General features: G+C 67.9%; 19 protein-coding genes. 8 read left to right on the top strand and 11 right to left on the bottom strand.

Going from position 1 to position 21,968, the window contains the following annotated elements:
* Positions 1 to 196: 196 nt before the first annotated feature.
* Entirely contained in the window at positions 197 to 2,401 is a 2,205-nt protein-coding gene (locus ABTV68_RS18435; protein ID WP_433675128.1) for an ATP-dependent Clp protease ATP-binding subunit, read from the top strand.
* A 131-nt stretch (positions 2,402 to 2,532) separates the two neighbouring features.
* Entirely contained in the window at positions 2,533 to 3,786 is a 1,254-nt protein-coding gene (locus tag ABTV68_RS18430; RefSeq protein WP_433675127.1) for a hypothetical protein, read from the top strand.
* Position 3,787: 1 nt separating this feature from the next.
* Here ABTV68_RS18430 and ABTV68_RS18425 read toward each other — a convergent pair whose 3' ends face one another.
* The gene (locus ABTV68_RS18425) at positions 3,788 to 5,152 is read right to left on the bottom strand and encodes a glucose-6-phosphate dehydrogenase (RefSeq protein ID WP_433675126.1); all 1,365 of its coding nucleotides are present in this window, start codon (positions 5,150 to 5,152) and stop codon (positions 3,788 to 3,790) included.
* A gap of 57 nt (positions 5,153 to 5,209) precedes the next feature.
* Here ABTV68_RS18425 and ABTV68_RS18420 point away from each other — a divergent pair, with 57 nt between their 5' ends.
* Positions 5,210 to 6,988, top strand: a complete 1,779-nt coding sequence (locus tag ABTV68_RS18420; protein WP_433675125.1) for a glycoside hydrolase family 15 protein — start codon at positions 5,210 to 5,212, stop codon at positions 6,986 to 6,988.
* A gap of 46 nt (positions 6,989 to 7,034) precedes the next feature.
* Here ABTV68_RS18420 and ABTV68_RS18415 read toward each other — a convergent pair whose 3' ends face one another.
* Together ABTV68_RS18415 and ABTV68_RS18410 are read right to left on the bottom strand one after the other, a co-directional pair.
* On the bottom strand, positions 7,035 to 8,135 hold the full coding sequence (locus ABTV68_RS18415; RefSeq protein WP_433675124.1) for an ABC transporter permease: 1,101 nt from the start codon (positions 8,133 to 8,135) through the stop codon (positions 7,035 to 7,037).
* Entirely contained in the window at positions 8,132 to 9,016 is an 885-nt protein-coding gene (locus ABTV68_RS18410; protein ID WP_433675123.1) for an ABC transporter ATP-binding protein, read from the bottom strand. Before ABTV68_RS18410 ends, ABTV68_RS18415 begins: the two co-directional genes overlap by 4 nt.
* 211 nt (positions 9,017 to 9,227) lie before the next feature.
* Between ABTV68_RS18410 and ABTV68_RS18405 the strand changes: the two genes are divergently transcribed.
* Positions 9,228 to 9,797 carry an NADPH-dependent FMN reductase gene (locus ABTV68_RS18405; RefSeq protein WP_433675122.1) on the top strand — a complete coding sequence of 190 codons (570 nt, stop codon included), beginning with the start codon at positions 9,228 to 9,230 and terminating at the stop codon, positions 9,795 to 9,797.
* A gap of 58 nt (positions 9,798 to 9,855) precedes the next feature.
* Here the strand turns inward: ABTV68_RS18405 and ABTV68_RS18400 are convergent, their stop codons facing one another.
* Genes ABTV68_RS18400 through ABTV68_RS18390 form a run of 3 tightly spaced genes read right to left on the bottom strand, consistent with a single transcriptional unit; the run spans position 9,856 to position 12,400 of the window.
* Complete coding sequence (locus tag ABTV68_RS18400; protein ID WP_433675121.1) at positions 9,856 to 10,434, bottom strand: DUF6630 family protein; 579 nt, start codon at positions 10,432 to 10,434, stop codon at positions 9,856 to 9,858.
* A 23-nt stretch (positions 10,435 to 10,457) separates the two neighbouring features.
* A complete protein-coding gene (locus tag ABTV68_RS18395; protein WP_433675120.1) occupies positions 10,458 to 11,138 on the bottom strand; it encodes a response regulator in 681 nt (226 codons plus the stop codon).
* A complete protein-coding gene (locus ABTV68_RS18390; protein ID WP_433675119.1) occupies positions 11,135 to 12,400 on the bottom strand; it encodes a sensor histidine kinase in 1,266 nt (421 codons plus the stop codon). Before ABTV68_RS18390 ends, ABTV68_RS18395 begins: the two co-directional genes overlap by 4 nt.
* A gap of 139 nt (positions 12,401 to 12,539) precedes the next feature.
* Here ABTV68_RS18390 and ABTV68_RS18385 point away from each other — a divergent pair, with 139 nt between their 5' ends.
* Positions 12,540 to 12,959, top strand: a complete 420-nt coding sequence (locus ABTV68_RS18385; protein ID WP_433675118.1) for a VOC family protein — start codon at positions 12,540 to 12,542, stop codon at positions 12,957 to 12,959.
* Positions 12,960 to 13,002: 43 nt separating this feature from the next.
* Here the strand turns inward: ABTV68_RS18385 and ABTV68_RS18380 are convergent, their stop codons facing one another.
* Positions 13,003 to 13,845 (bottom strand): exodeoxyribonuclease III, encoded by an 843-nt coding sequence (locus ABTV68_RS18380; protein ID WP_433675117.1) that lies wholly within the window; start codon positions 13,843 to 13,845, stop codon positions 13,003 to 13,005.
* A 33-nt stretch (positions 13,846 to 13,878) separates the two neighbouring features.
* A complete protein-coding gene (locus ABTV68_RS18375; protein ID WP_433675116.1) occupies positions 13,879 to 14,421 on the bottom strand; it encodes a YbhB/YbcL family Raf kinase inhibitor-like protein in 543 nt (180 codons plus the stop codon).
* Between the two features lie 209 nt (positions 14,422 to 14,630).
* On the opposite strand from ABTV68_RS18375, the gene ABTV68_RS18370 reads away from it, so the two are divergent.
* From ABTV68_RS18370 to pyrE, 3 genes are read left to right on the top strand one after another with little or no spacing between them, the layout of a single operon-like run.
* Positions 14,631 to 15,092: a MarR family winged helix-turn-helix transcriptional regulator gene (locus tag ABTV68_RS18370; protein ID WP_433675115.1), complete on the top strand. Its 462-nt coding sequence runs from the start codon at positions 14,631 to 14,633 to the stop codon at positions 15,090 to 15,092.
* A gap of 60 nt (positions 15,093 to 15,152) precedes the next feature.
* Positions 15,153 to 16,067 carry an ROK family protein gene (locus ABTV68_RS18365; protein WP_433675114.1) on the top strand — a complete coding sequence of 305 codons (915 nt, stop codon included), beginning with the start codon at positions 15,153 to 15,155 and terminating at the stop codon, positions 16,065 to 16,067.
* A gap of 17 nt (positions 16,068 to 16,084) precedes the next feature.
* Positions 16,085 to 16,663, top strand: a complete 579-nt coding sequence (pyrE, locus tag ABTV68_RS18360) for an orotate phosphoribosyltransferase (RefSeq protein ID WP_433675113.1) — start codon at positions 16,085 to 16,087, stop codon at positions 16,661 to 16,663.
* A gap of 53 nt (positions 16,664 to 16,716) precedes the next feature.
* Here pyrE and ABTV68_RS18355 read toward each other — a convergent pair whose 3' ends face one another.
* The 3 genes from ABTV68_RS18355 to ABTV68_RS18345 form a co-directional block, all read right to left on the bottom strand.
* A complete protein-coding gene (locus ABTV68_RS18355) occupies positions 16,717 to 19,866 on the bottom strand; it encodes a hypothetical protein (RefSeq protein ID WP_433675112.1) in 3,150 nt (1,049 codons plus the stop codon).
* Positions 19,863 to 21,185 carry an SWIM zinc finger family protein gene (locus tag ABTV68_RS18350; RefSeq protein WP_433675111.1) on the bottom strand — a complete coding sequence of 441 codons (1,323 nt, stop codon included), beginning with the start codon at positions 21,183 to 21,185 and terminating at the stop codon, positions 19,863 to 19,865. The genes ABTV68_RS18355 and ABTV68_RS18350 overlap by 4 nt, the downstream gene beginning before the upstream one ends.
* 177 nt (positions 21,186 to 21,362) lie before the next feature.
* Positions 21,363 to 21,935, bottom strand: coding sequence for a YdeI/OmpD-associated family protein (locus tag ABTV68_RS18345; RefSeq protein WP_433675110.1), 573 nt, complete (start codon positions 21,933 to 21,935; stop codon positions 21,363 to 21,365).
* Positions 21,936 to 21,968: the final 33 nt, after the last annotated feature.

Here is a 21,968-nt window from a genome sequence, read left to right as displayed (position 1 = left end):
TCGGGGGGTGGATCTGTCGCAAGTCGGGATTTGTAACCTATCCGAACAAATACACTATCCGACACGCCTGGGAGGTTCATCAACGAAATGTGCTCCCTGCAGTACGAGGCCTGGCGGGATCGAGGAGCGGATGGTAAAGTTGAGCCATAGCGACTCAACTTTGCGGATGAGTCCCGCGCAGACTTCAAGGAGACAGATGAACGCAACACAGAACCCGGGTCAGGAGGACCAGCAGAGCGCCCTCGAGCAGTTCGGTATCGACCTGACCGAACGAGCCCGTCAGGGAAAGCTCGACCCGGTCATCGGACGCGACTCGGAGATCCGCCGGGTGAGCCAGGTGCTGACCCGACGCACGAAGAACAACCCCGTCCTCATCGGCGAACCCGGCGTCGGCAAGACCGCGGTGGTGGAAGGGCTCGCCCAGCGCATCGTCGCGGGTGATGTGGCCGAGAGCTTGAAGGGCAAGCGCCTCATCTCGCTCGACATGTCCGCGCTGGTGGCCGGTGCGATGTATCGCGGTCAGTTCGAGGAGCGTCTGAAGAACGTCCTCAAGGAGATCACCAAATCCGACGGCGAGATCATCACCTTCATCGATGAGCTGCACGTGCTCATGGGTGCTGGTGGCGGGGAAGGGTCTGTCGCGGCGAGCAACATGCTCAAGCCGATGCTGGCTCGTGGTGAGCTGCGTCTCATCGGCGCGACCACCCTCAACGAGTACCGCGAGTTCATCGAGAAGGATGCGGCCCTCGAGCGACGATTCCAGCAGGTGTATGTGGGAGAGCCCACGGTGGAGGACACGATCGCGATCCTCCGCGGGCTGAAGGAGCGCTACGAGGCGCACCACAAGGTCGCTATCGCTGACAACGCCCTGGTCGCCGCTGCCTCTCTCTCGCACCGCTACATTCCGTCGCGCCAGCTGCCGGACAAGGCCATCGACCTGATCGATGAGGCTGCATCCCGGTTGCGCATGGAGATCGACTCCGCACCGCTGGAGATCGATGAGCTACGCCGTCATGTGGATCGGCTGAAGCTGGAGGAGCTCGCGCTCAAGAAGGAGAAGGATGAGGCTTCGCGCGCTCGCCTGAAGAAGCTGCGCGAGGATCTCGAGCAGCAGGAGTCGCGCCTGCGCGATCTGCAGCAGCGGTGGGATGAGGAACGCGCGTCCCTGAACCGCGTGGGTGACTTGAAGACCCGTCTCGATGCGGCGCGCTCGGAAGCCGAGCGTGCCCAGCGTGAGGGCAACCTCGAACGCGCGTCCCGTCTCCTCTACGCCGACATCCCCGCGCTCGAACGCGAACTGGGAGAGGCCGAGAAGGCGGAGAACAACGAGGATCGCATGGTCAACGACCAGGTGACTGACGAGAACATCGCCGACGTCATCTCCGCGTGGACGGGCATTCCGGTCGGCCGACTCATGCAGGGCGAGGGGGAGAAGCTGGTTCGCCTGGAGTCCGAGCTCGGCAAGCGCATCATCGGCCAGAAGGAGGCGGTAGCTGCGGTATCCGATGCGGTGCGACGTTCGCGTGCCGGAATCAGCGACCCCAACCGTCCCACCGGCTCCTTCCTCTTCCTCGGCCCCACGGGCGTCGGCAAGACCGAACTCGCGAAGGCCCTCGCGGAGTTCCTCTTCGACGACGAGCAGGCGATGGTCCGCATCGACATGTCCGAGTACGGCGAGAAGCACTCCGTCTCGCGACTGGTCGGTGCCCCTCCGGGCTACGTCGGCTACGAGCAGGGCGGTCAGCTGACCGAGGCCGTGCGGCGCCGGCCATACTCGGTGGTGTTGCTCGACGAGGTGGAGAAGGCGCACCCCGAGGTGTTCGATGTGCTGCTGCAGGTGATGGACGACGGCCGGCTCACCGACGGGCAGGGCCGCACGGTCGACTTCCGCAACGTGATCCTGATCCTGACGTCCAACCTCGGCTCGCAGATCCTCATCGATCCGACGCTGTCTGCGGAGGTCAAGCGGGAGGCTGTGATGGAGGCGCTCCGTCACGCGTTCCGCCCGGAGTTCCTGAACCGACTCGATGACGTCGTGATGTTCCACGCGCTCACCGAGGACGACCTCGCCCAGATCGTGGAGCTCGCCGTGGACGCACTGCAGAAGCGACTCGCCGATCGCCGACTCACCCTTGCTGTCACCCCGGACGCACGCGCTTGGCTTGCCGAGCGCGGCTACGACCCGCTGTTCGGAGCGCGTCCGCTGCGTCGCCTGATGCAGAAGGAGATCCAGGACCGACTGGCGAAGGGCATCCTCTCCGGAAACGTGCGCGACGGATCCCTGGTCACGGTGGATGTTGCAGCCGACGGGCAGGGGCTCGCGCTCACCAGCGCGACTGCGGCACCGGTTCCTCCGGTGAGTGACGATGACGACGTGGTCGACGCGGAGATCATTGAGTGACACACTGCTGAGCAGAGCGAAGGCCCACCCGGGCGCATCCGGGTGGGCCTTCGCCGCGCCGGGGTGGATTCCACGCGGACACGGCGACGGGCATCATAGAGGGACGAGATTTCGCGCGAAGAGGAGCGAGCATGAGCGACGAATCGACGCGAGAACCGCAGCCTGACCCCACGGGGGATTCGAACCCCCATTCCCCTAAGCAGCCGAACGGCTGGCAGGCGCAGCCGGCGCACGAGTGGGAACAACGTCCCAACCACGCGTGGCAGACCGGTGCACCCGAAGCGTGGGGTACACGCCCCAACGACACCTGGCAGACCGGGGCTCCGCAGAGCTGGGACACTCGGCCGAACCCGCTGTGGCAGGGCGGCACGCCCTCGGAAACCGCGCCGACGGTGCCGCTTCCGGCCGACGCCACGCCGCAGCCGACGGCGCCGACGGAACCGCTGACCGGTGTGTACGCACCCCAGCTCACGGCACCGACGGAGCCGCTCGCTGGCGTCTACGCACCGCCGCCGCCCACGGTCGCGCCCCCGCAGTACGAGCCTCCGGCCCCATACGGGACACCGCCGCAGTACGCACCCGCACAGTACGCGCCGGCGCAGTACGCATCCCGACAGTACGCGGCTGAGCCGTACGGTGTGCCCCCGGTGACGAACTCCTCACCGCCGTATGGCGCCCCCACACCGCCGAGCCAGACCCCTCCACCCGGCTACGGATCACCCGCTTACCCCGCGACACCCGTCCCCGAGCCGCGCCGTCGAACCGGGCTCTGGATCGGAGTCGGCGCCGTCATCGTGGCTGTGGTGATCGCGCTGATCGTCATCTTCGCGATCTGGATCGGCAATCAAGCGCAGTCCCTGTTCAGCGGAGCCGGTCAGCCCGTCATGGAGACCTCGGAGTCGGCAGCACCCCGGCCGACACCTTCCGCTCCGCAGTCCACAGAGAATCCGTCCACAGCACCCACCACGCCGGCAGAGCAGTCGGCGGGCGGACAGGTTCCGCTTGACGTCGCCTCCGGCCTTCCGGAAGGAGCCGACTTCGCCGTGGCGCCCGGAAGCACGTGGGCCGACTACGGTTCGACCTTCCTCGGCGGCGACAACGGCGAGTTCTGGGCGACGTCTCTCACCGGAATGTATGGCGAGATCGGTGGCGAAGACGCACAGGCAGCGGCGGAGGACCTCCTCCGGCTGTTGTCCGTCGGCTCGGTCGAGGGCGTCGAGAGCGTGTGGGTCACCGGGGCGGACGGGCGCAGCTACGAGTTCCTTGCCACCGAATCGGAGGGCATGGGCGTGATGGTGCGGGTCGAGCCTGCTTCCGGGCGCCAGTTCGCACTGATGTTCACCGGCGACCGGGCGGAGATCCTGGCGAACCTCATCCTGAAGTAGGTCAGTGCGCCGGCCACGTCACCGTGTCGGTGACGCCCGCCGGGTACTCCTGCAGTGGCACGATGCCGTCCCGCCACGCCTTCTGGATCGGTTCGATGATTCGCCAGCACTGGACGGCGGCGTCGCCACGTACCGACAGTGCGGGGTCTCCCTGCAGCAGCTCGGAGAGCACCTCGGCGTAGGCCTTGGCATTCCCTCCCGCGAGGTCGGCATCCAGCTCGGCGCGGTGCAGCGCGAACGGATCCTCGCCACCGTTGACGTTGATCTCCAGCGACATCTGGTCCGGGTTGAGGTTGAAGCGCAGCACGGCGCCCTCCGCCTTCCCCGTGAAGCCGGCGGGGACATGTCGCACGGGCTTGAAGTGCACCACCACTTCACGGCGGGGGTGCGACATCGCCTTGCCCGAGCGCAGCGTGAACGGCACTCCCTCCCACCGCGCGTTGTCCACGCCGAACGTGGCCTGTGCGAGGGTCTCGGTCTCGTTCGCCGGATCGACACCCTTCTCATCCACGTAGCTGGGCAGCTCGCGTCCGTCCACCGAGCCCGCCGTGTAACGGGCGCGATGAGTGAACGACGAGGGGTCATCGCGCCAGACCCGGGTGGCACGCAGCGTGGCTCCGGTGGCGTCGCGGAGGTCGCGCTCGTTGAGGGTCGCCGGCGGCTCCATCGCCACGAACGCGAGCACCTGCAGCAGGTGGCTCTGGATCATGTCCACCAGCGCACCCGCATGATCGTAGTAGCCGGCTCGACTCTCCAGCCCCAGCTGCTCGTCGTACGAGATGGTGACGTGAGAGATGTGCTCGGCGTTCCACAGCGGCTCGAACACACGGTTGGTGAAGCGCACGCCGAGAAGGTTCAGGAGCGTGGAGCGACCGAGGAAGTGGTCGACGCGGAAGATCTGATTCTCCGGAACGAGGGTCGCGACCAATTCGTTCAGCGCCTCCGCGCTCGCGGCGTTCGTCCCGAACGGCTTCTCGAGCGCCAACATGATGCCCGGCGGCAGATCGACCGAGCGCAGCGCCTCACACGAAGCGGCGGCCACCGCGGGCGGCACGGCGAAGTACAGCGCGATCGAGCCGGACAGCTCGCCGAGCAGGCTCGACATATCCGCCGACGCGGTGATGTCCGCCTGTCGGTACTCGATCGATGTCAGCGAGCGCAGGCATCCGGCACCCGCGTTCTCCTCGAACGTGCGACGCACGAGCGTCACCCACGTGGATTCGTCCCAGTCCTCACGCCCCACACCCACCAGGCGGATGCGCAGATCCTGTTGGCGCTCCAGGAGCTGTGCGAGAGCGGGAAGAAGCAGACGCGACGTGAGATCACCCGTCGCCCCCAGAATCACGAGAGTGCTTTCGTTGGTCACATCCACACCCTATGACTCGGATGGTGCTTCCAGGCAGGGGGGAGCACAATCGGGGGCATGTCGGCAGCAATCGAGGACTACGCCCTCATCAGTGATGCGCGCACCGGTGCCCTGGTCTCGCGGGACGGCAGCATCGACTGGTTCTGTCCACCCCGTTTCGACGCGCCGAGCGTGTTCGGGGCCCTCCTCGGCGACGAGGACCACGGCCACTGGCGCCTCGCTCCCGTCGGCGGCGGGCAGGCGCAGCGACGGTACGAATCCGAGGACTTCACACTGGTCACGCTCTGGACCACCGACAGCGGGGTGGTCGAGATCACCGAACTCATGCCGATCGACGGACCCCACACGCACATCATCCGTCGCGTACGCGGCATCAGCGGATCGGTCGAGCTCGAGACCATCGTCCGCTTCCGATTCGACTATGCCGCAGCTCTCCCGTGGGTGCGCCAGCACCGCGATGCCGGCCCGCCCGCGATCGCCGCGATCGCCGGTCCCGACGCCATGCTCTTGCGTGGGGTGACCCTCACCGCGCGCGACAACAGCCACGTGGGCACCTTCACCGTCGCGGAGGGGGAGGTACGGGACCTGGTGCTCACCTGGTATCCGTCGTTCGAACCCCACCCGGAGATGCCCGAGGTCGACGCGCTGCTGCGACGCACCCGCACGTGGTGGCAGCGGTGGTCCACCGACCTGCACCGGGAGGGCCCCTACCGCGATGAAGTCAAGCGCTCGCTGCTGGTGCTGCGCGCGCTCACCCATCGCGACACCGGAGGCATCGTCGCGGCGGCCACCACCTCCCTGCCCGAGCAGTTCGGCGGCACCCGCAACTGGGATTACCGCTATGTGTGGCTGCGAGACGCCTCCCTCACCCTCATGTCGCTGATCCGACACCATCACCTCACGGCCGCGCGGCACTGGCGATCCTGGCTGCTACGGGCCATCGCCGGCGACCCTGCAGACGTGCAGATCATGTACGGCATCGCGGGCGAACGCTACCTTCCCGAGCGCGAGCTCACCACGCTTCCCGGCTACCAGGGATCCGGTCCGGTTCGCGTGGGCAACGGCGCGGTGGACCAGTTCCAGGCGGACGTGATCGGTGAGGTGATCGTCGCGCTGGACGACGCGCGTCGTGCGGGGCTCGCGGAGGAGGGATCATCCTGGTCGCTGCAGCGGGCTCTGATCGGGCGTGTGGTGGAGACCGTCGATCGCCCCGACCAGGGCCTCTGGGAGATCCGCGGCGAGCCGCAGCGCTTCACCCACTCCCGCGCGATGATCTGGGCGGCGCTGGATCGGGGAGTGCGCGCCATGCATGAGTTCGGACTCGACGGCGATCTGGAGATCTGGGAGCGGCTGCGCGATGAGGTGCGCGCGGAGATCGATGCGCAGGGCGTATCCGTGGGCGGACACTTCACGCAGTATTTCGGCACCGACGAGGTCGACGCGTCGCTGCTCGTGCTCCCGCAGATCGGCTTCTGCGCGGCGGATGATCCGCGCATGCTCGCCACGGTCGCCCGCATCGAGGCAGACCTCATGCGCGACGGATTCCTCATGCGCTACCGTGCCGCGACCGGCGTGGACGGCATCGACGAGCCGGAGAATCCGTTCCTCGCCTGCTCGTTCTGGCTCGTGGAGCAGTACGCGCGCACCGGTCGTCGTGACGACGCCGTTCAGCTGATGGATCGCCTCTGCGCGCTCACGAACGACCTCGGGCTGCTCAGCGAGGAGTACGACGTGGACGCGGGTCGACAAGCGGGCAATGTTCCGCAGGCGTTCTCCCACCTCGCGCTCGTGCGCGCCGCCGACGCGCTCGCGGACGACGGCACGATCGGGGAATGACTGTGGCTCCGTCTCGCGAGACGGAGCCACAGGTGTCGGTCGGCGATCAGCCCTTAAGTGCCTCGCTGAGCTTCACGCGGGCACCCATGCGCAGGATCGAGCGATCGTAGATCCGCGCCCCCACGAGGATCGCCAGCACGCAGGAGGCGACCAGGATCAGCAGCGACAGTACCGGCTCCCACCACTGCGCCTCGCCGAGGAACAGCCGCACCGGCATCCCGACCGGAGCCGCGAACGGTACGTAGCTCATGATGGTCATCACCAGCGGGTTGTCGTTGAACAGGATCACGAGGAAATACGGTGCCATGACGAGCATGGTGATCGGCGTGATCGTGGAGCCGAGATCCTCCTGACGTGACACCAGCGACGCCGCCGCAGCGAAGAGCGATGCCAGCAGGATGAACCCGAACAGGAAGAAGATCGCGAACCACACCATCGCCGAGCCCAGCAGGGTCAGCACCTCTGTCTGCCCCGTGACGATGAGGCCGATGACGGCGATGGCGACCATGCCGACGATCTGAGCGATCGCGAGCACCGTGTTGCCCAGCACCTTTCCGGCGAGCAGGGTGCGGGTGGAGACCGTCGAGATCAGGATCTCCACGATGCGCGTCTGCTTCTCCTCCACCACCGACGAGGCGATCGTGCCGCCGAACGTGGACGCGGCCAGCAGGAACAGCAGACCGAACCCGAAGGAGACGATGTAGCGCAGCCCCGGATTGGTGGTGTCCGGTTCCAGGAGGGTGACGGTGGGGCGCTCGGCGAGCTGCATGACGAGGCCGTCCGGCGCCGAGGTCTTCGCGATCACGGTGAACCCGGTCGGGCTCGCGGGATCGGCGACGACGGCCGCGTCGACACTCTCGTCGCTCACCGCCTTCTCCGCAGCGGCACGGTCATCGACCGTTGTGATCTCCAGCCCCGGGATGTTCGCGACGAACGCCGAGGCGTCGCTTGTCACCGCGACCGGGGTGTCCGAGGTCTGCTTCGCGGCGAAACCGCCGAACATGACCGCGGCCAGGGCCAGAGCGAACAGCACCAGCGTCGAGATCACGAATGCCCGACTCTGCAGCTTCGACATGATCTCGCGCTCGGCGACCAGTCCGATTCCCTGGAGGGGGCTGACGGCGCGGGTGGGTGTTGCGGTGCTCACTTGACGACCTCCGTGAAGATCTCGGCCAGCGTGGGACGCTGGGGGGTGAATGCGGTGACGTCGCCGCGCTCCACGGCGTGACGCAGCACGCGGTGTGCAGCCGTGTCGTCGTCAACATCGAAGCGGGCGTAGCCGCCGTCGAACTCGACGACGGTGACGCCGGGCTCATCGCGAAGCCAGCCGATGTCCCCGGAGGTGACCAGCTCGTAGCGCGGCTCGGAGAACTCGTCGCGCAGCTGATCGCGGGTGCCCTGGGCGCGCACGCGGCCGGCGGCGATGATGACGAGGTCATCGCAGAGACGCTCCACGACATCGAGCTGGTGCGAGGAGAAGAGCACCGCGGCGCCGGCGGCGGCGCGACTCTGCAGCACCCGGGCGACCACCTCGACCGCCATCGGGTCCAGACCCGAGAACGGCTCGTCGAGAATGAGGACCTCTGGATCATGCACGAGCGCCGCGGCGATCTGCGCGCGCTGCTGGTTTCCCAGCGACAGCGTCTCGATCTTGTCGTTCAGGCGCTCGCCGAGGCCGAGCTCCGTGAGCAGCGCCTCGGCGCGACGGGCGGCTTCGGTGCGGCTGAATCCGTGCAGACGGGCGAGGTAGACGATCTGCTCCAGCACCTTCATCTTCGGATAGAGACCGCGCTCCTCCGGCATGTAGCCGAATCGCCGACGGTCATCGCCGGTAATCGGAGCGTCGTTCAGCGTCACGGTTCCGGCATCGGCGCTCAGCACGCCCAGCGCGATGCGCATGGTCGTGGTCTTGCCCGCGCCGTTGCCGCCGACGAACCCCGTGAGACGTCCTTGCGCCACGTCGAATCCCACGTCATCCAGCACGCGCCGGTCGCCGTAGGTCTTGACCAGTCCTTCCAGATGCAGCATCTCGTGCCCTCTCTCTTCGCTGATTCCACGCTACGAATCCGCCGCGCTCGCGGCCTCCCCCGTCAGGGGGATCTTGGGTCTCCGTCGTCAGGGGGGTGCTTCCGACACGCCCGAAAACTATTCATTCGCATGAATCGGGAATAGGGACGATGGGACCGTCTGTTGTGGCCCGTGGGCAGCAGGACGCCCACCCCTCACACGAAAGAAGAACATGAGCACCATCGGCTACATCGTCGGCTCGATCTCGAGCACCTCCATCAACCGCAAGCTGGGTAAGGCGCTGGCCGCCGTCGCACCCGAGGGCACCGAACTGGTGGAGATTCCGATCGCCGAGCTGGGCTTCTACTCGCCGGACCACGACGCGAACTACCCGGCCGAGGCTCTCGCGTTCAAGCAGGCCATCGCCGACGTCGATGGCGTCATCATCATCACGCCGGAGTACTCGCGCTCCATCCCGGGTGTGCTGAAGAACGCGCTGGACTGGGCCGCTCGTCCGTGGGGCCAGGGTTCCTTCGCCGGCAAGCCCACTGCCATCATCGGCACCTCGGGTGGCAACATCTCCACCGCCGCCGCGCAGCAGCACCTGAAGGCGATCCTGAACCACTTCGATGCCCCCACGCTCGGCCAGCCCGAGGGCTACGTGCAGTCGACCCCCGGCCTGTTCGGCGACAACGGTGAGATCGCCGACGAGAACACCGCCGCGTTCCTGGTGTCCTACCTCGAGGCCTTCGAGCGCCTCATCGCGCGCTACGTGCCCGCCGCAGAGCTCGTCGAGGCCTGACCCGCTGCAGCGCAGGCCCCGGGGAATCTCGGGGCCTGCGCTGTCTCGCGTTCGGGATTCAGGTGAGCTCGTCGATCTCCACGGTGACGCCGTCGAGGGCATCACCCTCGGGCGTGAAGAAGGCGCGGTCGCAGGAGCTGCACGTGTCTCCGTCGTCCATCTCGGGGCCCGGGACCGGCAGCTGCCACACGTTCATCGCGCCGCACGTCGGGCACACGACCGTGATGAGGCGCTCGCGCACCGGTGCCCCCGCTGCGATCGGTGCCACCGGCACGATGCGCTGACCGTCGATCGTCAAGGCGCGCAGTGCTTCGGCATCGGCCTCGCGCGTGACGAGCAGCTCGTAGTAGTCCGCACCCGTCTCGATCTGACTGAGGGCGCCGCCGACCACACGGAGTGCCGCGTCCACGGCCGCGAGCAGCTGCGGTACCGCATCGCCGCGCACGGCGGCGCTCGTCGCGGCCTCCTGTTGCTCCGCCGTCCAGTCGAAGGTGCCCAGTCCGAGTGCCTCGGCGCGTCGCTGCGCAAACCGTGCGATATCGCCCGGTTCGTCTTCACCGGACCAGTCGACCACGAAGGATGGGACACGCTCGGCGTCGCCGAGAAGTCCTGCGAGTTCGGGGGATGGGATCGTCATGGTTCTCCAGTGGCTCGGGCGTCTCAGGCCAGGCCGTTGCGGTGCGCGAAGACGACCGCTGCCACGCGGTCGCGCACGCCGAGTTTAGCCAGAAGGTTCGACACGTGCGTCTTCACGGTGGCCTCACCGATGAAGAGCTCTGCGGCGATCTCCGCGTTGCTGCTGGCCTGCGCCAGCAGGCGCAACACTTCGCGTTCGCGCTCCGTCAGCTCGACGGGCACACCCGCGGCGGTCACCAGTGAGGCGCCGTCGGGCACAGGGGCAGGTGTCGGAACGGCACTTGTCGTGGCGAAGCGGGCGATCACGCGCCGCGTCACCTCCGGCGCGAGCAGCGCATCGCCACCCGCGACCACTCGCACGGCCGACACCAGCTCGTCCGCACCGGCGTTCTTCAGGAGGAAGCCGCTAGCCCCCGCTTCCAGCGCCGCGAACAGGTAATCATCGCGATCGAACGTCGTCACGATGAGCACCGCAGACGTGACTGCGGGGTCTGCAACGATGCGTCTGGTCGCTTCCAGACCATCCATATCGGGCATCTGCACATCCATGCAGATCACGTCGGGCTGCAGCAGGATCGCCTGCTGCACGGCTTCGGCACCGGTCGCCGCCTCACCCACGACAGTCACATCACCGCCCGCCTCGAGGATCATGCGGAACCCCGACCGCATGACGGCGTGGTCGTCGACGAGCAGAACGCGGATCATGCGGCTCCCGGGGTCAGAGGCACGCGCACACGGACGAGGAATCCGCCGCGTGGTCGTGGCCCGATTTCGATGGTTCCGCCGGAGGCGGCCGCGCGTTCTCGCATGCCGAGCTGCCCGAGACCGGCGCGGGACGCGCGTGCATCGCGCCCGGAGTTGGCCACCTCGAGTTCCACGGCTTCCGCCTCCCAGCGGAGCCGGACGTCGGCCTCGGTATGCGGACCGCCGTGGCGGCGGGCGTTGGTGAGCGCTTCCTGGGCGATGCGATAGAGGTTGGCGTGGGTGACGTCCGGCAGTTCGCGCGCCGGACCCACCTCGGTGAATCGTGCGGGCATGCCGACCTCGACAGCGCGCGCCACCAGTTCGGGAATCCGCTCGACGCGCAGCGTGGATGGCGCGACGTCGGCGGGTGCGCCGGTGTCGCCGGGGGCTCGCAGGGTCTCCAACAGCCCGTGGAGTTCGTCGATGGCGCTGCGTGCCGACGACTCGATCCCGCGCAGCGCCTCTGCTGCGGCGTCCGGATTCATCGCCATGACGGCACGTGCCGCGCCCGCCTGCACGCCCATCGCCGACACATGGTGTGCCACCACGTCGTGCAGTTCACGCGCGATGTTCACCCGATCCAGAGCGACGGCTTGCGCCGCTGTCACCTCGCGCTCGTGCTCGAGCTCCCGCTGGCGCTGATCCAGTGCCTCGCGCTCCAGCGCGCTGCGGAAGGCACGGTCGCCGAGGTAATAGGCCGCGCCGTAGAAACCGGCGTTGATGAGCAGCTGGATCAGCATGTACGCGACGAACGGGCTGAAGACTCCCGCGCGCGAGAACGTCTCATCGATCTGAGGATCCGGGTCGGTCGCCGAGATGAACATCGTGATCAGAAGCCACACGAACATGGCGACGATCATCAGGACCCGCGCGATGAAGGCGCGGCGTCGATCATTCACCCAGGCGCCCACCGTGTAGATGCCGATGAACATCGACACGTTGCCGGCGTAGACCTCCGGAATGTGGAAGGTGACGGCGAGGAAGTAGGCGACACAGACCACCACCATCACGCTCACCGGGTACCGACGACGGAAGGCCAGCGGGAGCGAGACCGCCACGGCGACGAGCAGAGCCCAGGGAAGACGGTCCGCCTGGGCACCGAACATGCCGGACACCGATGTGAGAGCCGCGCTGATCACCGCGCTCACGAAGATCACGCACGCGAGCCAGACGTCGTTCCGCAACTCGTGCGGGGTCGCCGCTGCGCGCTGCGGGGTGTTCATCCGTCCACCGTAGCGGGAGGGTCCGACACGGCGGATCCGTCGTGCGGGGGAGATGCGCTCTTCCCGATGTCGGCTGCCCGTGGCACGATGACCCACGAAGCCCTCGCTCCCCGCGAATCGACAATGGAAGGACCGGTTTATGACGCAGATCTTCGTCAACCTCGCCTCGAACGACCTGGAGCGCAGCAAGACGTTCTACACGGCGCTCGGATGCGAGATCAATCCGCTGTTCACCGATGAGAACGCCGCGAGCATCGTGTGGGACGAGAACATCTACTTCATGGTGCTCACCCGCGAGTTCTTCTCGACGTTCACCGCACTGCCCGTTGCGGACGCCACGCAGAGCACCCAGGTGCTCGTCGCCTTGAGCCGGGAATCGCGCGAGGACGTGGACGCTGTGGTGGCTGCGGGCCTCGCCGCGGGTGGATCGCAGCCGCGGGACCCGCAGGACCTCGGATTCATGTACTCGCGCACCATCGCCGACCCGGACGGCAACCTGCTGGAGTTCCTGTGGATGGATCCGGCCACGGCGGAATCTGGCCCGCCCGACATGGCCTGACGCGAGTGAGGGCCGCCCCTGCAGGGGGCGGCCCTCACGTGCATCAGCCGAAGATCATCGGCACGTCGTCGTCATCGGACGGGTTGAGGTCCAGATCGACGACCACGGGCACGTGATCGCTGGGCTGCTCACCCTTTCGCTCGTCTCGCGCGATGAACGCGCCAGCAACCGCGTCTGCGAAGGTCGGCGACCCGAGCACGAAGTCGATGCGGATACCCTCATTGCGCGGGAACTTGAGGCGCTGGTAGTCCCAGTACGTGTAGCCCTCGGGAACGATCGGACGCACCACATCGGTGACGCCCGCCTCCTGCAGCGCGAAGAACGCGGCGCGCTCCTCGGGGGAGACGTGCGTGGAGCGGCCCACGACGATTTCCGGGTCGCCGTTGTCCTCGTCGTAAGGGATCACGTTGTAGTCCCCCACGAGCGCGAACCGTGCGTGAGGATCGGCGGCGAGGGTAGACCGCGTGTGCTCGGCGAGGGCGCCGAGCCAGTGCAGCTTGTACGTCATATGCGGATCATCGAGAGCGCGGCCGTTCGGCACGTACAGGCTCCACACCCGTACACCGTCGACCGTGGCACCGATCGCGCGAGCCTCCTGCGGGGCATCGGGTCCTTCGTGACCCTTCGCGAACCCCGGCATTCCCGGGAACGCGATCTGCACGTCTTCCAGGGGAAGGCGGCTGGCGATGGCGACGCCATTCCATTGATTCAACCCGTGAACCTCAACCTGGTAGCCCGCGTCCTCGAACTCCGTGTAGGGGAACTGCTCGGGCTTGCACTTGATCTCCTGCATGGCGAGCACATCGATGTTCTCGCGCACGGCGAAGTCGACGATGCGGTTCACCCGCGCGCGGACGGAGTTGACATTCCAGGTGGCCAGACGCATACAACCAGCCTAGGTCGTGCGTCGGACATCGCTTCACTCGGGGGTGGCGGTACCCATCAGCACGCCGCGGGCGAGCGAGTGGAAGTGGCGATTGAACCCGAGGATCGCCGGCGTCGCGGATTCCGCGATGTCCAGGTGCGTCACATCGAGCGCGTCGATCACGAAGAAGTAGCGATGGGTGCCTGTTCCGGCGGGAGGCGCGGCGCCGATGAATCGCGAGAGTCGCATCTCGTTCGGCAGCGTGACAGACCCGCCGGGAAGCGCGGTCGGGTCCCCCGAGCCTGCCCCCGCGGGCAACGAACGGAGGTCTGCGGGCAGGTCGAACACCGCCCAGTGCCAGAACCCGGAGCCGGTCGGCGCATCGGGATCGAACACGCTGAGCGCCAGCGACCGCGTGCCCTCCGGAACTTCGCTCCAGGACAGCTGGGGCGACACGTCGGCACCTTCCGCGATCGTGCCCGCTCCCCATGCTGAGGGAGGCAGGGGAGAACCATGCTCGAAGTCCGCGCTGGTGAGCTCCAGGCGATCGAACGAGCGCAGGGTGGCGAGCTGCTGGTACGGGTCGAAATCGAACACATCGACTCCTTTCGTGAGGACGTCAGGTCGTCAGTGCAACCCTAGATCGCTCACCGGGATCGGAACAGTGGAATCCGCGGTGCTCGCGGGGTGAGGTTGTGCCAGACTTGACGTACTCGTGAACGCGAGGAGAAGTTGGGTATCGACCGGTGGGGAAACCGGTCAGGGTCTCCAGGGGGACGGAGACCGGCTGAACGTGCGGGGGCACAATGAGCGATTCATCGAGCGCATTCCAATTCGAGATGATGATGATGCTGCGGCATCTCAACCATCTGCACCGTCAGGTGAAGTGGGAGCAGCCTCCTCTCGACCGAAGTGCCTACCTCCTGCTCAATCGCCTTGACCTCTCCGGGCCGATGACCATCCGTGAACTGCGTGAGGCACTCGGGCTGGACGACTCCACCCTCAACCGTCAGACCGCCGCGATCGTTCGCGACGGACACGCGGAGCGCATCCCGGACCCGGAGGGCGGAGTGGCTCGAAAGTTCCGGGTGACCGCCACCGGGCGCAACCGCCTGATCGCAGAGCGGGCCCGCTATGAGGAAGCCCTCGAGCGCGTCACGGCCGAATGGGGAGAGGACGACAGCCGAGCATTCGCCCTGCTGGCACGCCGGTTCAATGAGTCCTTCGAAGGCCTCGAGAATCGGCGCTGGGAGCGTCCCGCGTCCTGACACGCCGCCAATTGTCGTCACAACGACGACAGCGCCCGCGCGGGATGATTCAGTGGACGCATGACTTCCGTTCTGGCACTTGACCTCGGCGGCACCAAGCTTGAAGGCGCGCTCATCGAAGCCGATGGCACCGTGCGCCCCGATACGCGCGTGCGACGTCCCACCGGCCGCGACTCCACCCCCGAGTCTCTGCATGTTGCATTGACGGAGGTGATCGCGGGCGTCCTCTCCACCGCCGACTCCTCGGACGTGGTCGCCGTGGGCATCGGCTCGGCGGGACCGTTCCGAGAGGGCGGGGATGCCATCGCGCCCGTGAACATGCCGGGCTTGCACGGATACCGCCTCGCGGCCGATGCGGCGGGCGTTGCCGCGGCGGCACTCGGACGCGTGGTGCCCGTGCGCATCGGACACGACGGCAGCTGCCTGGCTCTCGCCGAGGCATGGTTGGGTGCCACGGCGGGATCGCGGGCATCCATGTCGATCGTGGTGTCCACGGGCATCGGCGGCGGCATCGTCATGGACGGGCGATTGCTCGCGGGCGGCTCGGGCAACGCCGGCCATCTGGGCCAGACGCACATCGCCGAGTACGGCGCCATGCTGGAGGAGATCGCCTCGGGCCCTGCGAGCGTCACCTGGGCGCGATCGCAGGGCTGGTTCGGGGAGACCGGCGAAGACCTGTCCCGCGATGCCGCCGCGGGCGACGAGGTGGCGCGTGCGGCAATCGTGCGCTCGGCACACGCTGTCGCTCGGGGACTTGCGGACGCGGCGACACTGCTGGATCTCGAGGTGATCGCGATCGGCGGCGGGTTCTCGCAGGCGGCACCCGACTACATCGATCTGGTGCAGGCGGCCCTCAGCGAGCATGCCGTGCTCGACTACGCGCGCGCCACCCGTGTGGTGCGTAGCGCGCTGCATGGTGAGGGACCGTTGATCGGTGCTGCGGCGGTGGCCCTGCGCGCGGCGAGTGCGGACTGAAACCGTAGAATCGGAGCATGACCACGATGCCGACCGCTGAGCTCGAAGCCGACCGTCAGAAGCTGATCGATCTGGTGAAGGCCGAGGCCGTCTTCCACGGTGACTTCACCCTTTCGAGCGGCAAGACGGCCTCGTACTACGTCGACATGCGCCGGCTCACGATGGATCACCGCGCGGCACCGGCGATCGGTCGCATCGTGCGTGAACTGCTGCGGGACTTCCCCACGGTCACCGCTGTCGGCGGTCTGACGCTGGGGGCCGACCCCATCGCGAACGCCGTGATGCATGCCTCGTCCGAGTCGGAGGCGCCGCTGGATGCTTTCGTCGTCCGCAAGGAGCCGAAGGATCACGGTCGCGGTCGTCAGATCGAGGGGGCTGAGGTCGAGGGCAAGGATGTCGTCGTGGTTGAGGACACGTCCACCACGGGGCAGTCGGCGCTGAAGGCCGTCGAGGTCCTGCGGGCTGCCGGCGCGAACGTCGTGGCTGTGGCCGTCGTCGTCGATCGCAAGACCGGAGCGCAGGCCGCCATCGAGGCGGAGGGCCTGGAGTGGCGTTCGGCGATCGACCTCGACGACCTGGGGCTCGCGCCGCAGTGATCTGAGTTGTTCGACGAGGGGCGTCCGGATGACCGGGCGCCCCTCGTTCGTTCTCAGCGTGGAAGATCGAGCAGGTCGAGAAGCGCCGCGGACTTGCGTTTCACCGCGGCGGACTTCGTGGTGGCCGCGATATGCGCCAGACCTGGCCACCCCGCATCCTCGGGGAACATGAGGCCGCGGGCAGCAGCGGCTCGCAGCGCGGGCGCGAACTCCGTGGCGACGTCGATGATCCGCACCAGCCAGCGTGGCGGCGTGCCGTCGAGGGTGCTGGCGTGACGGATCGCGTGTGTGAGCACCGGATACAGCGACGGCAGCATGGCCGGGTAGTGCGAGAGGCGGCGCACGAGCATCGACGGATCGAACTCCTCGAACGCCAACATGACGTCGACAGCGTCGGCGACTCGGGTCGGGCCGAGGATCTTCGCCGTGGCCTCGGCGAAGTAGTAGGTCTCGGGCGTGGACTGCAGTTGGGTGGCGAAGAACAGCACCACGAGGGATCGCGACAGGATCGGCTCCCGTGAGCGCTCTCGTTCCGTGAGCTGAACGAGTGCGCTCTGCTCGGAGTCGTACCCCAACCACGTTCTGTCGAGTGACGCGATCCCCTCGTTGGCGAGCCCGTAGGCCCATCCGCTGCTGAACTCGTGCACGCTGCCGTCCGCGAGGGTGAGCGTGACGAGGAACACGGAGCCGCGCTTGGCCGGCACGGTCGAGAAGCTGAGTGAGGCGCCGTCCTCGACGACCTCCGGGTCGGGGACGGTGGGCCAGGCGGCGACGAACTCGTCGTCGGTCAGCTCTTCACGCTCCGGTGCGGGCGCCTCGGCGATCTCGGGCAGCTGGGCGACGAGCCGGCGCGCTGCGACAACGGCGTTGGAGGACCCGGTTCGTGCGGCGATGACGCGGACTCCGGGCAGGGCGAGCGCGTCGGTCGTCGTGAGCCCGGCCGCGATGGCAGCCTCGATCTCGGGCAGCATGCGCTCCAGGAACTCGATCGCCTCGGCGACGCCGGGAGGGATGCGGGCACCCGACGCACTCACTTCGACGACCTCCGCCGTGAGGGGCCACACCACCGAGAGCATCCCGGCTTCGGCCAACTCCTCCCAGGCACGCACCCGTGCTGCGATCGCCGAGATGCCGCCCTGCCAACTCAGCTGACGCGCACGTGCAACCCCTGGCAGCAGGACACCGTTCTGCCAAGCGGTGATGGCCGCGTCGAGGCCGTAGCCATCATCTTCACCGAACGACAGCAACGCGGACGCCGGGATCTCACCGTTGGGGATGGTTCGCAGGAGAGCGGGCTCCGGCTGTCGCCACCCCGGCTCGCTGTCGGGCCAGTTCGGGTACTCGGTGAGCGGAACGGTGCGGCCCGTGCCGCGACGATCCGGGAAGTCGACGAGTGCCGGATGCGCGGGAATCGGATTGACGAACCCGTCGCTGTCCTCGCCGGGGTGCTCGAACGGGGTGGCGAACCATGTCGTAAGGACCTGGCCCGTCGTCACGGGCAACGTGCTGCCGTCCTGCAGCGCGATAGGAACCGCGGACGATTCGAGCCGCCCGCGAACGTCCTCGTTGAGGAGGGTGGGGTCGACACGGGGGAGCGCGAGCTGGAGGTCCGCTTCGAGCACGGCGATGCCATCGGCGGCGTAGCGGTCGAGCCGGTCGGCGAGCTCGTCCGGGTCGATGCGATAGTCGTCCCAGCTGGGCGTGGAAAGCAGCAGCGGGATCTCCCCGAGGCGCTGGAACACGGCTGCGGCGGCCGCACGGGGCGCGCTGTCATAGTGACGACGGTTCGAGCTGTCGTCGGGTTGGTCGGAGCCGATGATCGAGCCGCCGGTGCGCCAGCCGTGCACCGGGTGCAGCCCGGGGTTCCACCGCTGCGGGACGGCGCGGAGAGCTCGACGGACGGCTTCGATGTCCTCTCTGGCCACCGCATTCGCCGTGGCCAGGAATCGCTCAACCGGAAGGTCCAAGGACTCACCGGGCCCGGCGAGCAGCGTGGACGTGAGCGCGGTGAGGTTCTCGATGGTCGGCGGTCCGGCATCGAAGCGCGGCACCGGTGCCAGCGGGGGCGTGGGCTGCCAGAGTCCGCGGACTCCGGTGGGAGCGGCGGCGACGGGAGCCTCGGCGTTGATCCCCCACTCGTCGAGCAGGCGTTCGGCGAGCTTGCTCACCTTCTTGTCTTTGGCGGTGCGCAGTTCGGCCGCCGATTCGCCGATCATCGCGGCCGTCTCGGCCGATGGAGCGGGGTGCGCGAGCGCCGCTTCGAGCACGCCCGCCTTCGCCTTCGCGCTCTTGGCGGAGAGGCCGATCAGCATCACCTGGAGCGTGAGATCGTCGTCGCCCGCGGCGAGCAGCGTCGGCGCGAACCGGTTGATCAGGGCGTCGTCACCGAAGGAGAGCGCTGACAGCACGACGCCGACGTTGTCGAGCACGTACGCATCGGTGGTTGCGAGGTCGTCCATGAGGACCGTCGCGAACTCTTTGCGATCGATCGGCCGCTGCGCGGATTCCATGGCGTGCAGCACCAGATCGCGCACCTCGTCGCGGTCGATGAGGTCGCGGCCCACGCCGCGGGCGATCACGCCGATCCAGTTCCCGGAGGTCGTGATGCCGGAGGTCAGCGCCGTGCGGAGGTGATCCGCGAATCGAGCGGCCACCGTGTCATAGGGCAGCAGATGCTCGGGGAATCCGGTGGTCTCGCCGTCCGCGACGCGGATGGCCGAGTCGGCGCGCGTGGCCCAACTCTCCAGGTAGGCGGGGTCGTTCGGGATGGCGATGTCGGGTGCGCTGGAGATGGCATATGCGATAGCACCCGCGAACCGCACGCGGGCGCGCCGTTGAGCGAGGAACTGCGTGACGAACTGCTCGCCGCGGGACGCGAGGAGTTCGCCCTGCGCTGCGACGGTGAGCCCGGTGGGGAACACCTCGAGCGCCCGCTTCACAGGCACTCCGAGTCGGATGGCGAACGCACCCAGGAGATCGGTGTCGACACCCACGTGATTGATCCAACCCCAGCTGTTGTCGCTGGTCTGTCCGAGCGACGACCACTCGCCCGTCAGGAGCCCGGCCTTCGCCGTCTTCTGCTGCTGGACGTCGCCGAGAGGGAGCGTCAGGATGTCGTCGGCGCTCCCTTCCTCCCACCCGAGCTCGCGGAAGAGCCGGAGCGATTCGGCCAGGGCTGGGTCTGTGGTGTCAGTGGCGGTCATCGGGCCGTCCCTTCGGCGATCATCACGGCGAGAACATGGGCGCACGGTCCGCGGCCGCTGCCGTGGCGTGCGTACCAGACGCAGGTGCAGGAGAAGTCCGCGGACGTGGCCCGGACGACATGTGTGCTGGTCGCAGCCTCCACGGTCCAGGTGTCGCCGTCGCTGCGGACTCCGGCGGCATCGACGATACGGCGGGCGCGGACCAGTCGCGGGTTGTCGCCGTCGACGCGGTCCGGATCATCCGGCAGTTCACGGTGGAAGAAGGCCTGCTCCCGCATGTCCCAGCCCACGCGCCCGGAAGCGGCGAGGACGGCCAGCGCCTCGCGAGTGTCTGCGGGAGTGAGTGCCGCATCTGCGGCGAGGCGACCGATGTCGATGTGCGGGTCGAAGGACAGCAGCGCGGACAGGATGGCAGCGTTGTCGAGAACGTCGCTGCTGGCAAGCGATGCGAGCAGGGCGCCCTCGCCGGAGTATCCGCGCGTCGCGTTCTCGGTCAGCGCGATCAACAGCCGGGCACCCGGGATCTCGACCTCCACCGCGGCACCCCCGGCACTTCCGTCGGCCGGGCCATACACGGTGAGGGACTGCAACTGGGTGAGCAGACGTTTGAGACCGCTGAGCCGGTGCAGTCCGCTCACATGGACCGCGTCGGGGCTCGCACGCGGTGACACTCGGATGCCGGTGGGCGTCGGGGTCAGCCAGCCGTCGCGACCGCTGCCGGTGGCGGGCGGCAGCGACGCCACGAACGCGCGGGCCGGTGCCGCAGCGATGGTGAAGCGTGGGACCAGCGACGCGTGCAATTCGGCCGCGTTCCCCAGCGCACGCACCCAGCGATCGGGCATCGTGACCGGCCGTTCAACGGCAGATGCGTCCGGGGTGGATGCCGTGAGACCGTCGGCTCCGACGTCCAGGTGCAGGAGCTCGTTACGCGTGATGGCGGCCAGCGTTCGCCGCATCGTGGTGCCGATATCGACGTTGGTGGTCCCGTAGGAGATCTCGCCGCCGTCGAGACCGGAGGGAAGGAGGTCGAGACGCGCGTAGACGCTGTTGTCAGCGGAGAACACCTCCGCGCGGAGGCGATCACCGTGGGCGGTCAGAACCGGGTCGCGCATCGTCGTCGGCGTGGGCTGAAAGTAGCGCGTGGCCGTGATGTCAGCGAGCGTGACCAACCCTTGCGCCACGGCTCGCGGTTCGGTGGCGAAGCCGTGGAAGAAGCTGGGCGACGCCGTCAGCCCGTCCGGCGTGAGGGCTGGCGCGAGAGCCAGGGAGAGGGAGGTATCGGTCGCTTCGGATTCGGTGGCGTATCCGCGGGCGCTCATGCGGCCCAGCCTATCGAGCACGTGTGTCTCACTCCCCGGGCCGCGCGGCTCGGATACTCCGCGTTCACTGCTGCCCGCCGTCTCCGCCGCCGCGACCGCGCCACCAGTTCACGAGGAACGCCACCAGAGTTCCGCCGACGATGGTGATCGCGACGATGAACATGAGGTCCCGCTCAGTCACAGTGCCTTCTCTCCTCGGGCCGCCGCCGCGACGATCGCGTCGATTCGTCGGGTGGTGGTTGCGGGCGTTCGTGCCATGGCAATGTTCGTGAGCGCGAGCTTGCGAGCGCTGGGAGAGAACGCGTCCCAGGCGGCGCGGGCGTCGGGGTTCGCATCCAGGGCTGCGCGCAGTTCATCAGGCTCGATCCCCGCTTCCGGACCCTCGAGCACTGTCCACATGCCGTTCGCCTTCGCAGCATCGATCAGGGCCTGGCCCGCGGGGGTCATGCGTCCCTCGGCGAGGAGACGGCTGACGCGTTCCTTGTTGGAGGCCGCCCACGCGCTCTTCGGCGAGCGCGGCGCGAACCAGAGCTTCGAGTGGGTCTCCGTGGCCCGAACGACGGCGTCGATCCACCCGAAACACAGCGCCTCCTCCACCAGCGGTGGATACAGTTCGCCGCGTGTGGACGAGGTCCCCTTCGCCATCGACACCCACACCCCGGTGGACGTAGCGGCGTTGGCCTCCAACCACGCGCGCCACTCGGCCGCGGACGTGATCACGACCTCTTCGGCATCCTCGAGCTTCCCCATGCCCCGATCATGGCAGGAACGTCTGACATTGAG

The organism is Microbacterium gorillae (assembly GCF_050990725.1).
In the GTDB taxonomy this organism is placed as follows: domain Bacteria; phylum Actinomycetota; class Actinomycetes; order Actinomycetales; family Microbacteriaceae; genus Microbacterium; species Microbacterium gorillae_A.
Note: the sequence above shows the minus strand (reverse complement) of the source record. Positions and strands in the feature narration are given on the sequence as shown.

Bases quoted from the DNA above. Each gene is read 5' to 3' on its own strand.
- ABTV68_RS18435 (WP_433675128.1), top strand. From the start codon at position 197: ATGAACGCAACACAGAACCCGGGTCAGGAGGACCAGCAGAGCGCCCTC.
- ABTV68_RS18430 (WP_433675127.1), top strand. From the start codon at position 2,533: ATGAGCGACGAATCGACGCGAGAACCGCAGCCTGACCCCACGGGGGAT.
- ABTV68_RS18420 (WP_433675125.1), top strand. From the start codon at position 5,210: ATGTCGGCAGCAATCGAGGACTACGCCCTCATCAGTGATGCGCGCACC.
- ABTV68_RS18410 (WP_433675123.1), bottom strand. From the start codon at position 9,016: ATGCTGCATCTGGAAGGACTGGTCAAGACCTACGGCGACCGGCGCGTG.
- ABTV68_RS18405 (WP_433675122.1), top strand. From the start codon at position 9,228: ATGAGCACCATCGGCTACATCGTCGGCTCGATCTCGAGCACCTCCATC.
- ABTV68_RS18400 (WP_433675121.1), bottom strand. From the start codon at position 10,434: ATGACGATCCCATCCCCCGAACTCGCAGGACTTCTCGGCGACGCCGAG.
- ABTV68_RS18395 (WP_433675120.1), bottom strand. From the start codon at position 11,138: ATGATCCGCGTTCTGCTCGTCGACGACCACGCCGTCATGCGGTCGGGG.
- ABTV68_RS18390 (WP_433675119.1), bottom strand. From the start codon at position 12,400: ATGAACACCCCGCAGCGCGCAGCGGCGACCCCGCACGAGTTGCGGAAC.
- ABTV68_RS18385 (WP_433675118.1), top strand. From the start codon at position 12,540: ATGACGCAGATCTTCGTCAACCTCGCCTCGAACGACCTGGAGCGCAGC.
- ABTV68_RS18380 (WP_433675117.1), bottom strand. From the start codon at position 13,845: ATGCGTCTGGCCACCTGGAATGTCAACTCCGTCCGCGCGCGGGTGAAC.
- ABTV68_RS18370 (WP_433675115.1), top strand. From the start codon at position 14,631: ATGAGCGATTCATCGAGCGCATTCCAATTCGAGATGATGATGATGCTG.
- ABTV68_RS18365 (WP_433675114.1), top strand. From the start codon at position 15,153: ATGACTTCCGTTCTGGCACTTGACCTCGGCGGCACCAAGCTTGAAGGC.
- pyrE (WP_433675113.1), top strand. From the start codon at position 16,085: ATGACCACGATGCCGACCGCTGAGCTCGAAGCCGACCGTCAGAAGCTG.
- ABTV68_RS18355 (WP_433675112.1), bottom strand. From the start codon at position 19,866: ATGACCGCCACTGACACCACAGACCCAGCCCTGGCCGAATCGCTCCGG.
- ABTV68_RS18350 (WP_433675111.1), bottom strand. From the start codon at position 21,185: ATGAGCGCCCGCGGATACGCCACCGAATCCGAAGCGACCGATACCTCC.
- ABTV68_RS18345 (WP_433675110.1), bottom strand. From the start codon at position 21,935: ATGGGGAAGCTCGAGGATGCCGAAGAGGTCGTGATCACGTCCGCGGCC.